Source organism: Streptomyces roseirectus (assembly GCF_014489635.1).
In the GTDB taxonomy this organism is placed as follows: domain Bacteria; phylum Actinomycetota; class Actinomycetes; order Streptomycetales; family Streptomycetaceae; genus Streptomyces; species Streptomyces roseirectus.
In genome coordinates, this window is the sequence record NZ_CP060828.1 from 7,742,478 (window position 1) to 7,755,369 (window position 12,892).

Sequence of the window (12,892 nt, forward strand, 5' to 3'; positions counted from 1 at the left end):
CGCTTCGGAGCCGGCCGGTACGTGCCGCTGCGGTCCGTCGTGCGATCACCACTGGTCCCGGCTCGGTGAGCCCTCAACAGGGCCGCCGGCGAGGGCGATTCGGGCCGCGACCTGCGGATTCCGCCAGCTTGATCGGCTGCACCACTCGGCGGGACGCCATCCGCGGGCTCCGTGCTCGTCGGCAGTGTCGGCGCCCTCGCTCGGCAGGTGCACCGCTGACGGGAAGGGGCCGCGCATGTCGCCAACACCCTTGCCCGGCAGGGTCGTTCACCGAGGTGTCCGCGCATCCGTCGTCAATGCCGACGCCCTTGTCCGGCCGGCGCGTTCACGGAAGGTGTCCCCGGTGCGGTGCCCGTGTCCGGTGAGCGCGCTCGCAGAGGCCCCTGTGCCCGCCGGCGACACTCCGCCCGGCCGGACACGCTCGCAGGCGTCAACCCCCGCCGTTCAAAGGCCCGTTGGGGGTCGCGTGGCCGCCGGTCGGGGCGTCGCCTCAGTCAACGCCCCTTCCCCCGCGCCCTCGTGACTCCTACAGCCCCGTCGGGAAGTCGCCCCTCGGGGTGCCGCCGAACTGGCCCGGCCGCACCTGCGGCGCCGCCAGTCGGCTCCACTCCGGGTCGTGGTAGCCCGGCAGAGTCCGTCCCCGGTCGGCCCAAGTCCGCATCAGCGCAAGGTAGATGGGCGGGTCCGGCGGTGACTCCAGAGCGGCCGGCAATAACTCGAAGGGCGCGGGGACGAACCGCTGGCGGTGCCGGCCCGGTGTCGAATATGTGGGAGTCATACTTTGGCAACGCCGAGCCCGCGAAGAGGTCACCGGCCGATCCGATCGGGCGTCAGTTCGTGCGGTGCCCCGGTCCGGGTACCCGGGGTTCGGCTCCGGGAACCGGGGTGACGAACCGTCAACTCCCTTATGGGCAGGTCGCGTTGACTCAGGCAGCCTGACGGATCGGCGCCGGCGTCCACACGGGACGGATCGGCCGCGAGCCGGGACCGCCGACGTGCGAGAACGGCTGCGTACGCCAGTCGAGCCCCTGAGGCAGCGTCAACACCGGGGCGATGTCCTGCTCCTGACGCTGGAACGCCTCGTCGGCCGAACGGGCGTCCGCCGCCGAACGGCCGGTACCGGCGCAGACCGTGAGCCCGAACGGGTTCCACGGCGACGCGCACAGCGCGTGCTCCGGCAGGACCCGCTCGTCCGCCAGCAACGCGATCGGCCGCGCGCAGTCCGGGCAGACCACCCGGAGCGTGTCGGCGGTGTCGTACGCGTCGAACTCGTCGTCGGCGTAACCGTCTTCGTCGGGTTCGACGCCCTCCGGGGCGAGTTCGACGGAACGGAGCCGCTTGGGCGCGGTACGACCAGGGCGGTTGGCACTCTGCATGGGATTCTCCCCCTCGGGCTGGGGCCGTGAAGGCGCTGCGGCCTCGACCACAGCAAGCACTTCCCACCCGGTCTCGGCGGTAATCACGGGAGCATCACGGAGCACGCTCGAGTGCTGTGGCGTTCGTCACATGCCAGCGGGAGTTGTCAGGTCGCCCCCGCACCGCCCCGGCCGCCCCTCCCGCCCCACCCGTACATCACGAACAGGCTATGACCTGCGCTGTATAGGTATACGAAGAGTTCAAGCGCACTGTAGGTTCTGCGCCATGGAGGAGCTGGACCGACAGATCGTGCAGCTGCTCGTCAAGGACGGGCGGATGAGCTACACCGACCTGGGCAAGGCCACGGGCCTGTCCACGTCGGCCGTGCACCAACGGGTGCGCCGGCTGGAGCAGCGGGGAGTCATCCGCGGCTACGCGGCCGTCGTCGACCCCGAGGCCGTCGGCCTGCCCATGACCGCGTTCATCTCGGTCAAACCGTTCGACCCCAGCGCCCCCGACGACATCGCCGACCGCCTCTCCGGCGTCCCCGAGATCGAGGCGTGCCACAGCGTCGCCGGCGACGAGAACTACATCCTCAAGGTCCGCGTGGCGACCCCGCACGAACTGGAGGAGCTGCTGGGCCGTCTGCGCGCGCTCGCGGGCGTGTCGACCCGGACGACGGTCGTGCTCTCCACCCCGTACGAGGCACGCCCGCCGAGGATCTGAACGGGACGGCCTCAAGGCGCGGCCGGATCCATGGGGCGCCGTCCGAGGATGTCAGTGGCACGCGCGACACTGTCCCCCATGAGTGAGCGCACCCCCGACCCCCAGACCGTCCTGCTCCGCAGAGGAGAGGTCCACAGCCCCGCCGACCCCTTCGCGACCGCGATGGTCGTCGAGCGCGGCCAAGTCGCCTGGGTGGGCTCCGAGGGCGCGGCGGACGCGTTCGCGGACGGCGTCGACGCCGTCATCGACCTGGACGGCGCCCTCGTCACCCCCGCGTTCACCGACGCCCACGTCCACACCACCTCCACCGGCCTCGCCCTGACCGGCCTCGACCTCTCGGACGCGCCCTCCCTGGCCGACGCCCTCGCACGCGTACGCGCGTTCGCCGAGGCCCGCCCCGCCGACAAGGTCCTCCTCGGACACGGCTGGGACGCCTCCCGCTGGCCCGGCGGCCGCCCGCCCACGCGCGCGGAGCTGGACGAGGCGACCGGCGGGCGCCCGCTGTACCTGTCCCGTATCGACGTCCACTCGGCCGTCGTCACCACCGCCCTCCTCGACCTCACGACGCTGGGCCGCCCCGAGGGCCCGCTCACCGCCGACGCCCACCACGCCGTGCGCGCGGCGGCGTTCGCGGCCGTGACGCCGGCCCAGCGCACCGAGGCCCAGCGCGCCGCCCTCGCGCGCGCGGCCTCCCTCGGTATCGGCTCGGTCCACGAGTGCGCCGGCCCCGAGATCTCCTCCGAGGACGACTTCACCGGCCTCCTGAACCTCGCCGCCGAGCAGACCGGCCCGCGCGTCGTCGGCTACTGGGCCGAGCGGGACGTCGCCAAGGCGCGCGAACTCGGCGCGGTGGGCGCGGCGGGCGACCTCTTCGTCGACGGCGCCCTCGGCTCCCACACGGCCTGCCTGCACGCCCCCTACGCCGACGACCCCGGCACCGGCCTCGCCCACCTGGACGCCGACGCCGTCGCCGCCCACGTCGTCGCCTGCACCGAGGCGGGCCTCCAGGCGGGGTTCCACGCGATCGGCGACGCCGCCGTCACCACCGTCGTCCAGGGCTTCCGCGCCGCCGCCGAGAAGGCCGGCCTCGCCCGCGTCCGCGCCGCCCGCCACCGCGTCGAGCACGCCGAGATGCTGGACGCCGACTCCATCGCCGCCTTCGCCGACCTGGGCCTCACCGCGTCCGTGCAGCCCGCCTTCGACGCGCTGTGGGGCGGCGCGGACGGCATGTACGCGCAGCGGCTCGGCGCGGACCGCGCGCGGGGGCTCAACCCCTTCGCGGCCCTCCTGCGCGCGGGCGTGCCCCTCGCCTTCGGCTCCGACAGCCCCGTCACCCCGCTCGACCCCTGGGGCACCGTCCGCGCCGCCGCCTTCCACCACACCCCCGAGCACCGCGTCTCCGTCCGCGCCGCCTTCACCGCCCACACGCGCGGCGGCTGGCGCGCGATCGGCCGCGACGACGCGGGCGTCCTCGTCCCCGGCGCCCCCGCCGACTACGCCGTCTGGCACACCGACGAACTCATCGTCCAGGCCCCCGACGACCGCGTTGCCCGCTGGTCCACCGACCCCCGCTCCGGCACCCCGGGCCTCCCGGACCTGACCCCGGGCCGAGACCTGCCGGTGTGCCTGCGGACGGTGGTCGGGGGGCGGACGGTGTTCGAGCGGTAGGGAGAGATAGGGGGCAGTAGGGAGAGGTAGAGAGCGGCAGAGAAGGGGTAGCGCGGGCGCGCCGGGGAAGCGAGGGGAGTACACCCCGGCGGTGCGGCGTGAGGCGTTCGGTCGGCTGTGTGGCCGGCCCGGCAGCGGCGAGCCCGTCCGGCTGGGCGCCCCCGCAGCGGCGAGCCCGTCCGGTTGGGTGCCCCGCGGCGCCGAGCCCCCACCCCGGCACCCTGCGCCGAGCCCCCACCCCGGCCTCGCCCCCGCGCGGAGCCCTCCGTAAACCTCCCCTACGCCCGCCCGGGTGACCCCCACCCCCCTCCGGCCCGAGGATCACCCGTCTGCGCGGGCTCGCCCGGCGGTGGTCGTCTCCCCTCTGACCAGGGCGTTGAGGAGAGAAGCGCAGGTCGAACGGCTGTTGACAGCGTGCGGCGGGGGGCGGGTAGGTTCGGCGGAGTCCACTGCCGGACGCCCCGCCGGAGAACCTCCACGGCTCGCCGCGGCGCCACTGGGTCAGGGACGGTGCACCGGCCGGGGCACCGCCACTGGGAGCCAGGCCCAGCGCTCGCAAAGCGGCGACGGAACGTTCCGCCGAACGGGGAGGTGCGACCCGGGTGAGGCCCGGCGTTCAGTAGACAACGGCTTTCGGTCGACCCGCAGCCAGCGGGCCCCAGGTCGGCCCGAAGGGCGCCGGGCCTCCACCCGCAGAGTTAACCTCGCGCACGACCCCCGTCCACCCCGATGTCAGGGAACCGGACGGGCGGGCGCGCACTCTTACCCCACTCTTGGGGTTTCGACACCACTGTGTACGCCATCCGGCATGTCGCCGCAGGCGGCGCGCACTATGGTGGTCCCCTGCGTTCGACTTGAAGGGGTAGTGGTGAACGACGGCGACGGGACCCTCTCGGCACCGGACCGCGAGCGGCGGTTCGGCCCCCTGGGCACGGCCTTGGTGATCATTCCGACCTACAACGAGGCGGAGAACATCAAGCGCATCGTCGGCCGGGTGCGCAAGGCGGTCCCCGAGGCCCACATCCTCGTGGCGGACGACAACAGCCCCGACGGCACCGGCAAGCTCGCGGACGAGCTGGCCGCCGAGGACGACCACGTCCACGTCATGCATCGCAAGGGCAAGGAGGGCCTGGGCGCCGCCTACCTCGCCGGTTTCCGCTGGGGCCTGGAGCATGACTACGGCGTCCTGGTCGAGATGGACGCCGACGGCTCCCACCAGCCCGAGGAACTGCCCCGCCTGCTGACCGCCCTCAAGAGCGCCGACCTGGTCCTCGGCTCCCGCTGGGTCCCCGGCGGCCGGGTGGTCAACTGGCCCAAGACCCGCGAGTTCATCTCCCGGGGCGGCAGCTTCTACTCCCGCCTCGCGCTCGACCTGTCCCTGCGCGACATCACCGGCGGCTACCGCGCCTTCCGCCGCGAGACCCTGGAAGGGCTCGGCCTCGAAGAGGTCGCCTCGCAGGGCTACTGCTTCCAGGTCGACCTGGCCCGCCGCGCGGTGAAGGCCGGGTTCCACGTCGTCGAGGTCCCCATCACCTTCGTCGAGCGCGAACTCGGCGACTCGAAGATGAGCCGGGACATCATGGTCGAGGCCCTGTGGCGGGTCACCGCGTGGGGCGCCTCGGAGCGCGTCGGCAAGATCACCGGCAAGGGCGCCAAGCCGGCCCAGGCCCGGCGTACGGAGGGGCGGCAGCCGTAGCCCTCGGGGCGATACGGGTGTTTATGCCGCTCTGAGCCGCCGCCAGGCACACTGGAGGCATGACTGGCGCATCGACCCCCGTGTCCTCCGTCCGGCCCCCGCGCTCCCGGCTGCGGACGTTCCTGCCGCTCGGGATCGCGGCCTGGCTGGTGCTGGAGATCTGGCTGCTGACCGTGGTGGCGAAGGCGGCGAGCGGTTTCGTCGTCTTCCTGCTGCTGGCCGCCGGGATCGTGCTGGGCTCGGTGGTCATCAAGCGCGCGGGCCGCAGGGCCTTCGGGGCGCTGAACGAGGCGCTGCAGCGCGGCGGCGCCCCTGCGGAGAGCAGCGGCGGCAACGGCTTCATGATGCTCGGCGGCCTCTTCCTGATGCTGCCGGGCCTGATCTCCGACGCCCTGGGCCTCGTCCTGCTGATCCCCCCGGTCCAGAAGGCCCTCTCCGCCTACGCGGAGCGCACGGTGGAGCGCAAGCTCCGCGCGGCCGCCCCCGGCACCCTGGGCGACGCCTTCCAGCAGGCCCGTATGCACCGCCCCGACGGCAAGGTTGTCCAGGGCGAGGTCATCAGGGAGGACGGCACCAGGGCGGACGGGCCGCAGGACCAGCGCCCGCCGCTGACGTACTGATCCGGGCAGCCCTCCGGGCAGCCGAAAGACCGCGGGCGCCGTACGTGAAACTCACGTACGGCGCCCGCGGTCATCTCAGCTGATGTGCGCCGAACCCCGGCCCGGAGGGGCTAGGCCGACTTGCGGCTGTCCCGAGGATGCACCGCGAGGTTCATCGCCCCGGACCGCAGCACGGCAAGACGCTCCTCAAGGACCTCTTCGAGCTCCTCGCGGGTGCGCCGCTCCATCAACATGTCCCAATGCGTACGCGCGGGCTTGGCCTTCTTCTCCTCCGGGCCGTCGCCGTCCACGAGGAGTGCCTGCGCACCGCAGACCTTGCACTCCCACTCCGGCGGGATCTCCGCCTCGACCGAGAAGGGCATCTCGAATCGATGCCCCTTCTCGCATGCGTACTCCACGGCCTGGCGCGGGGCCAGGTCGATGCCGCGGTCCGTCTCGTAGCTGGTCACCACGAGGCGCGTGCCGCGAAGAGCTCGCTCACTCATGAATCGTGCCTCCCGGGCTTGTCGCCCACAGGACAGGTGTCGCTGTCGTCGTCATCCGGTCAACGTCCGGGCGGCGGTAAAGATTCCCGTCCCGAGTCCCGTTCCGGGTCGTGCGTCGCCGTCGTAGCCGCAGCCTTGTCAACCAGTGCAGTACCCACAGGCGCCCGCTTTGTCACATCTGATCGGAGATGTAACCCAGCGTTTCGGCATCTTTGACGCGCAGTAACGGTACGCCTGGCAGGCCAAACGCGTACACTACCGCCCTTTCGCGCTGAGCGCTAAATCTTCTCGGGTACGGGATTTCCCGCGTCGCCGATCGCCCGCCGCACCGGCACCCGCGCGAGCAGCACGAACCCGACGACGAAGAAGACCACCAGGGAGATGATCGCGTCCCGGTAACTACCGGTCAGTTGGTAGGTGACCCCGAACAGCAGCGGGCCCAGCCAGCTCATGCCCCGGTCGCTCATCTCGTACGCCGAGAAGTACTCGGCCTCCTTCCCGGGCGGTACCAGGTGTGAGAACAGCGACCGGGACAGGGCCTGGCTGCCGCCGAGAACCATCCCGATGGCCGCGGCGAGCAGGAAGAAGCCGACCGGGTTCCCGGCGGGCAGGAAGTAGCCCGCGCCCAGCGTGAGCGTCCAGGCCGCCAGGGACCCCAGAATCGTCCGCTTGGCCCCGTACGTCCGGGCGAGCCGCCCCATCCCCAGCGCGCCCGCGACCGCCAGCACCTGCACCAGCAGGACGGCCGTGATCAACGTGGACTGGCTCAGGCCCAGTTCCTCGGAGCCGTACACGGACGCCTGCGAGATCACCGTCTGGATGCCGTCGTTGTAGATCAGATAAGCCAGCAGGAAGGCGAGGGTCAGCCGGTGGCGGCGCATGTCCCGGATCGTCGCCGCGAACTGCCGCAGCCCCGGCGCGGACGCCCGCGCGTGAGGAGCCGGGGGCCGGTCGCGCAGCCGCAGCAGCGGGATCAGCGTGAAACCGCCCCACCACAGGCCCGCCGACGCCAGACAGATCCGCACGGCCGTCGACTCGGACACCCCGAACGAGTCGTGCGCCAGGTACAGCACCAGATCGACGACCAGGACGATCGAACCGGCCGCGTACCCGAACGCCCACCCGCGCGAGGAGACCGCGTCCCGCTCCTCGGGGCCCGCGATCTGGGGCAGGTAGGCGTTGTAGAGCATCATCGACACGGCCTGGGAGGCGTTCGCGACGATCAGCAGGGCCCCGCCCAGCAGATACCGGTCGCCGCCCAGGAAGAACATCCCCAGCGTCGCCGCCGCCCCCGTGTACGCCGTCACCGCCAGGAGCGGCTTCTTGCGTCCCTTGCGGTCCGCCGCGGCCCCCACCAGGGGCATCAGGACGACGGCCACGATCACCGACAGGGACACCGAGTACGCGAAGAACGACCCCGCGCGCACCGGGATCCCGAGGGGGTGCACATAGCCGTCGGCGTCGGCGGCCTCCTCGGCGACCGACGTCAGATAGGGGCCCAGGAACACGGTGAGGACGCTCGTCGAGTAGACGGAGCACGCCCAGTCGTAGAAGTACCAGCCGCGCTGCTCGCGCCGGCGGTCCGTGGCGTCCGCCACCAGGGTGTCGCTCCCCACCCGTGCCTCGCTTCCCCGTGGAACCGCCGCGCGAGGCGCCTCAGGCCCAGACGCCCCGCTCCTGCATGACCTCGCGCAGCGTGCCGATGTGATCGGTCATGATGCCATCCACGCCGAGGTCCAGGAGCCGGTGCATGCGCGCCGGTTCGTTGACGGTCCACACGTGCACCTGGAGTCCGCGCGCGTGGGCCGCGCGCACGAAGCGCCGGTCCACCACCGGGATGCCCGACTGGGCCACCGGCACCTGCGCGGCCACCGCCGACCGCCGCACCGTCGCGGGCACGCCCCAGGAGCGCAGCCGCAGGTTCAGCACGCCCCGCGTCCCGTACGACGTCGCCAGGCGCGGCCCCGCCAGCCGCTGGGCGCGCAGCACCCGCGCCTCCGAGAAGGAGCCCACGCAGACGCGGTCCCAGGAGTTCGTGCGGGCGATCAGGTTGAGCAGCGGGTGCAGCGCCGGCTCGGCCTTCATGTCGACGTTCCAGTGGACCTCAGGGAACGTCTCCAGCAGCTCCTCGAACAGCGGCACGGGTTCCTTGCCGCCCACGCGCGCGCGTGCGACGTCCGCCCACGGCAGGTCGGCGATGCGGCCCGCGCCGTCGGTGACCCGGTCCAGGGTGGCGTCGTGGAAGGCGGCCAGCTTGCCGTCGCGCGTGGCGTGGACGTCCGTCTCGATGTACCGGTAGCCCGCCGCGACCGCGCGCTGGAACTGCGCCACGGTGTTCTCCAGGCCGTCCGCCGCCCCGCCGCGGTGCGCGAACGGGATGGGGCCCGGGTGGTCGAGGTAGGGGTGGCGTATCAGCGTGGTCACCGCGGAAGTATGGCCTCCCGGGGTGTCCCGGTGGCAACGGCCGTCTCGCCGTCCGGTGCCGGGCCGACGGCGAACACCCTCAGGAACACCTGCGCCAGCGGCCCGATCGACAGCGCGTACAGCACCGTCCCGGCCCCGAGGGTGCCGCCCAGCGCGAACCCGGTCGCCACCACCGCCACCTCGATCGCCGTCCGCATCAGCCGGATCGAGCGCCCGGTGCGCCGGTGCAGCCCCGTCATCAGCCCGTCCCGGGGGCCGGGGCCGAACGCCGCCGCGATGTAGAGCCCGGTCGCCACGCCGTTCAGGACGATGGCCGCGAGCATCAGGGGGATCCGGACGGCCAGGCCGTGGACGTCAGGGGCCAGGGCGAGCGTGGCGTCCATCGCGAGGCCGACGGCGAAGACGTTGGAGACCGTGCCGAGTCCCGGGCGCTGGCGCAGCGGGATCCACAGGAGCAGGACCAGCGCGCCCACGGCGATCGCCACCTCGCCGATCGTCAGCCCGGTCAGCTCGGCGAGCCCCTGGTGCAGCACGCCCCAGGGCTCCAGACCGAGCCCCGCCCGCACCAGGAGGGCCGCGCTGGCGCCGTACAGCGCGAGACCGGCGTAGAGCTGGACGAGCCGCCGTCCGAGGCGGTTGCGGGTGGACAAGGGGACCCCCTGCTGGTCGAAGTGGACTGGTGCGTGTCACTCTGTGGGGGAGGAAGACGGGTCTTCCATGGCCAATTCGGGGAAGGTGGACTGATCTCCATGACGCAGTGGACCTCGGCGGTGGGGCCGGCGCAACTCGCGCGGCTGCTGACGTCCCAGCAGGACCGCCCGGCCGGTCCTGGCACCCGCCGCCCGCCCGCCTACCGGGCCCTCGCCGACGGCGTCCGCGTGCTCGTCCTGGAGGGCCGCGTCCCGGTCGCCGCCCGGCTGCCCGCCGAACGGGAACTGGCCGTGGCGCTGTCGGTGAGCCGGACGACCGTGGCGGCGGCCTACGAGGCGCTGCGCGCGGAGGGGTTCCTGGAGTCGCGGCGCGGCGCCGGGAGCTGGACCGTCGTGCCCGCCGGAAACCCCCTGCCCGCGCGCGGGCTCGAACCGCTGCCCCCCGAAGCCCTCGGCTCGGTGATCGACCTCGGCTGCGCGGCGCTGCCCGCCCCCGAGCCCTGGCTCACCCGCGCCGTCCAGGGCGCCCTGGAGGAGCTGCCGCCCTACGCGCACACGCACGGCGACTACCCGGCCGGACTGCCCGCCCTGCGCGCGATGATCGCCGAGCGCTACACCGCGCGCGGGATCCCCACCATGCCCGAACAGATCATGGTGACGACCGGCGCGATGGGCGCGATCGACGCGATCTGCCACCTCTTCGGCGGACGCGGCGAACGCATCGCCGTCGAGTCGCCCTCGTACGCCAACATCCTCCAGCTCATGCGGGAGGCGGGCGCGCGCCTGGTGCCCGTCGCCATGGCCGAGGGCCTGTCCGGCTGGGACATGGACCGCTGGCGCCAGATCCTCCGAGAGGCCGCGCCGCGCATCGCCTACGTGGTCGCCGACTTCCACAACCCCACCGGCGCCCTCGCGGACGACGACCAGCGGCGCGGCCTCGTGGAGGCGGCCCGGTCCGCCGGGACGGTCCTGGTGGCCGACGAGACCATGACCGAGCTGTGGCTCGACGAGGACGTCTCGATGCCCCGGCCCGTGTGCGGGTTCGACCCCGCCGGATCGACCGTGATCACCGTTGGATCGGCCAGCAAGGCGTTCTGGGCCGGGATGCGCATCGGCTGGGTGCGGGCCGCCCCCGACGTCATCCGCAGCCTCGTCGCCGCGCGCGCGTACGCCGACCTCGGCACGCCCGTCCTGGAGCAGCTGGCCGTCAACTGGCTGTTCTCCACCGGGGGCTGGTCGCAGGCCGTCGAGCTGCGCCGGGTCCAGGCCCGCGAGAACCGGGACGCGCTCGTCGCCGCCCTGCGCGCTCAGCTGCCCACGTGGGAATACGAGGTGCCCCGGGGCGGGCTCACGCTGTGGGTGCGCGCCGGGGGGCTCTCCGGGTCGCGGCTCGCCGAGGCGGGGGAGCGGGTCGGCGTACGGGTGCCGTCCGGGCCCCGGTTCGGGGTGGACGGGGCGTTCGAGGGGTACGTGCGGCTGCCGTTCACCGTGGGGGGCGCGGTGGCGGAGGAGGCCGCCGCGCGGCTCGCCGCCGCGTCCCGGCTGGTGGAGAGCGGGCGGTCGGGAGGCGGGGAGACGCCTCGGACGTTCGTGGCGTGAGATCCGGCGTGTCGAGGAAACGGTAAGGGGCGCCCTCCATGGAGGACGCCCCTTACCTGTGTGGCCTAGCGGCTCACGACCTGTGCGGCCTGGCGGCTCACGCCTTCTCCAGGGACACCGTCTCCACCGACACCGTGTCGTCGTCGGCCGGGGCGGTGCGCGGCGGCAGGAGGTCGAGCACCGCCTGCCGGTCGGCGTCGCTGGTGGCGTCGTCGTACGGGTCCGGGGTCGCCGGGACCTGGAGGCGGTGGACGGGGCCGGTGCCGAGGCGCGCGTAGCCGCGGCCCGGGGGCATGTGGTCGACGGGGGTGGTGTGCGGGGGCGCGCCCAGGACCGCCGTCAGCTGGTGCGGGGACGCCGGGCCGAGCACCACGCGTGCGCGTGTGTGCTGGCGTACGGCGTCGGAGAGGGCGTCCAGGGCGTCGAACTGCTCCGCCACGACGACCGTCACCTGGGCGGCCCGGCCGTGCCGCAGAGGCGTCTGGAGGTGGGTCTGGGGGTCCTTCTGGCCGTCGGCGGACGCCAGGTGGGTGAAGGCGCTCGGACGGTCCAGGAGGATCCACAGGGGGCGCTTGGTGTCCTCGGGCGGGGGGTGACCCGCCTGCCGGGCACGGTTGGCGGCGATCAGCCGCCGTTCCGTCTCCTGCGCCGCCCACTCCAGTCCGGTCAGCGCCCCGGCGAGCCCGACCTCGACGCCCAGGACGCCGTCCCGGCCGGTCAGGCACGCGTACTCGCCGGTGCCGCCGCCGTCGACGACCAGGACGTCGCCGTGCTGGAGTGCCTGGAGCGCGATCGAGCGCAGGAGGGTCGAGGTGCCCGTGCCGGGCTGGCCGACGGCCAGGAGGTGGGGCTCGGTGGAGCGGATGCCGGTGCGCCAGACGACCGGCGGGACGTCGCGCAGCTCCTCGCCGTGGGTGAGCGGGAGCGTGCGCTGGGTGTGGGAGGGGTCGGTGAGGCCCAGCACCGTCTCGCCGGGGGCGGTGACGAAGCGCTGGGCGGCGATGTCGGCGGGCAGCGGGGCGAGGACGTCGACGGTGAGTTCGTTGCCCTCCTCGTCCCAGGCGAACAGGTACTCGCGGCCCCGGCCGGCCTTGGCGGCGAGCAGTTGCTCCACGCGTGCGCGCGCCTCTGCCTCGCCGTCCGGGAAGTACGCCGGATAGCGGATGCGCAGCCGGGCGACGCGGCCCGAGTCGTCGAAGTCGTACGCCGGGAACGCCTTCTCCCAGTCGCCGCCGTGGGCGTACAGGGGGGAGGGGTCCTCGGCGGTCGAGAAGTACGGGACCAGGGCCTCGTACAGCGCGCCGAGACGCGCCGTCTGGGCCTCGTCGGGGCCTTCCGGGGCCGGCGGGGTGCGGTCCCGGCCGTGCCAGGCCGCCGCAGCCATCAGCGTGACGACGGCGAGCAGCGGCCCGTACGGCACGAGCGCCACCACCAGGACCACCGAGGCCACCAGGAACAGCAGCGGCCCGCGCTTGTCCTTGGGGGTCTCGGCCCACCTGCGCCGCCCGGCCGAGGCCAGCCGGCGCAGCCCGCGGGAGACCGTGATCAGCGGGTGCAGGACGTCGGTGGCGCTGTCGGCCGCCGTCCGGGCCAGTTCCCGGCTCCGGGCGATCTGCGCGCTGCCTGTGCTCAGAATGCGGGGGAGGGGGCGCCGGGCCACTGGTGTCT

At 73.5% G+C, this 12,892-nt stretch carries 12 protein-coding genes; 5 read left to right on the plus strand and 7 right to left on the minus strand.

The features are described 5' to 3' along the window. Positions 1–526: 526 nt before the first annotated feature. Both IAG44_RS44365 and IAG44_RS33410 read right to left on the minus strand, forming a co-directional pair. Positions 527–661, minus strand: coding sequence for a hypothetical protein (locus IAG44_RS44365; RefSeq protein ID WP_281404313.1), 135 nt, complete (start codon positions 659–661; stop codon positions 527–529). A 265-nt stretch (positions 662–926) separates the two neighbouring features. Then, complete coding sequence (locus tag IAG44_RS33410; protein ID WP_187750813.1) at positions 927–1,376, minus strand: hypothetical protein; 450 nt, start codon at positions 1,374–1,376, stop codon at positions 927–929. A gap of 265 nt (positions 1,377–1,641) precedes the next feature. Between IAG44_RS33410 and IAG44_RS33415 the strand changes: the two genes are divergently transcribed. The 4 genes from IAG44_RS33415 to fxsA all read left to right on the plus strand — a co-directional run bounded on the left by IAG44_RS33415 (position 1,642) and on the right by fxsA (position 6,066). Beyond that, entirely contained in the window at positions 1,642–2,082 is a 441-nt protein-coding gene (locus tag IAG44_RS33415; RefSeq protein WP_010357977.1) for an Lrp/AsnC family transcriptional regulator, read from the plus strand. Positions 2,083–2,160: 78 nt separating this feature from the next. Next, a complete protein-coding gene (locus tag IAG44_RS33420; RefSeq protein WP_187750814.1) occupies positions 2,161–3,750 on the plus strand; it encodes an amidohydrolase in 1,590 nt (529 codons plus the stop codon). An 868-nt stretch (positions 3,751–4,618) separates the two neighbouring features. After that, the gene (locus tag IAG44_RS33425) at positions 4,619–5,446 is read left to right on the plus strand and encodes a polyprenol monophosphomannose synthase (protein ID WP_187750815.1); all 828 of its coding nucleotides are present in this window, start codon (positions 4,619–4,621) and stop codon (positions 5,444–5,446) included. 59 nt (positions 5,447–5,505) lie between these two features. Next, the gene (fxsA, locus tag IAG44_RS33430) at positions 5,506–6,066 is read left to right on the plus strand and encodes an FxsA family membrane protein (protein WP_187750816.1); all 561 of its coding nucleotides are present in this window, start codon (positions 5,506–5,508) and stop codon (positions 6,064–6,066) included. A gap of 110 nt (positions 6,067–6,176) precedes the next feature. On the opposite strand, the gene IAG44_RS33435 is transcribed toward fxsA, so the two are convergent. From IAG44_RS33435 to yczE, 4 genes are all read right to left on the minus strand, one after another. Beyond that, on the minus strand, positions 6,177–6,551 hold the full coding sequence (locus IAG44_RS33435) for an RNA polymerase-binding protein RbpA (RefSeq protein ID WP_010357981.1): 375 nt from the start codon (positions 6,549–6,551) through the stop codon (positions 6,177–6,179). Between the two features lie 278 nt (positions 6,552–6,829). Then, positions 6,830–8,167, minus strand: coding sequence for an MFS transporter (locus IAG44_RS33440; RefSeq protein ID WP_187750817.1), 1,338 nt, complete (start codon positions 8,165–8,167; stop codon positions 6,830–6,832). Positions 8,168–8,207: 40 nt separating this feature from the next. Then, positions 8,208–8,975, minus strand: a complete 768-nt coding sequence (locus tag IAG44_RS33445; RefSeq protein WP_187750818.1) for a glycerophosphodiester phosphodiesterase family protein — start codon at positions 8,973–8,975, stop codon at positions 8,208–8,210. Next, positions 8,972–9,625: a membrane protein YczE gene (gene yczE / locus IAG44_RS33450; RefSeq protein WP_187750819.1), complete on the minus strand. Its 654-nt coding sequence runs from the start codon at positions 9,623–9,625 to the stop codon at positions 8,972–8,974. The genes IAG44_RS33445 and yczE overlap by 4 nt, the downstream gene beginning before the upstream one ends. Positions 9,626–9,724: 99 nt before the next feature. Here yczE and IAG44_RS33455 point away from each other — a divergent pair, with 99 nt between their 5' ends. After that, positions 9,725–11,224, plus strand: coding sequence for an SCO1417 family PLP biosynthesis transcription factor (locus IAG44_RS33455; RefSeq protein ID WP_187750820.1), 1,500 nt, complete (start codon positions 9,725–9,727; stop codon positions 11,222–11,224). A gap of 97 nt (positions 11,225–11,321) precedes the next feature. Here the strand turns inward: IAG44_RS33455 and IAG44_RS33460 are convergent, their stop codons facing one another. After that, the gene (locus tag IAG44_RS33460) at positions 11,322–12,884 is read right to left on the minus strand and encodes a P-loop NTPase family protein (RefSeq protein WP_187750821.1); all 1,563 of its coding nucleotides are present in this window, start codon (positions 12,882–12,884) and stop codon (positions 11,322–11,324) included. Positions 12,885–12,892 lie beyond the last annotated feature (8 nt).

Coding starts and splice junctions, on each gene's coding strand:
- IAG44_RS44365 (WP_281404313.1), bottom strand. CDS start 661: ATGCGGACTTGGGCCGACCGGGGACGGACTCTGCCGGGCTACCACGAC.
- IAG44_RS33410 (WP_187750813.1), bottom strand. CDS start 1,376: ATGCAGAGTGCCAACCGCCCTGGTCGTACCGCGCCCAAGCGGCTCCGT.
- IAG44_RS33415 (WP_010357977.1), top strand. CDS start 1,642: ATGGAGGAGCTGGACCGACAGATCGTGCAGCTGCTCGTCAAGGACGGG.
- IAG44_RS33420 (WP_187750814.1), top strand. CDS start 2,161: ATGAGTGAGCGCACCCCCGACCCCCAGACCGTCCTGCTCCGCAGAGGA.
- fxsA (WP_187750816.1), top strand. CDS start 5,506: ATGACTGGCGCATCGACCCCCGTGTCCTCCGTCCGGCCCCCGCGCTCC.
- IAG44_RS33435 (WP_010357981.1), bottom strand. CDS start 6,551: ATGAGTGAGCGAGCTCTTCGCGGCACGCGCCTCGTGGTGACCAGCTAC.
- IAG44_RS33455 (WP_187750820.1), top strand. CDS start 9,725: ATGACGCAGTGGACCTCGGCGGTGGGGCCGGCGCAACTCGCGCGGCTG.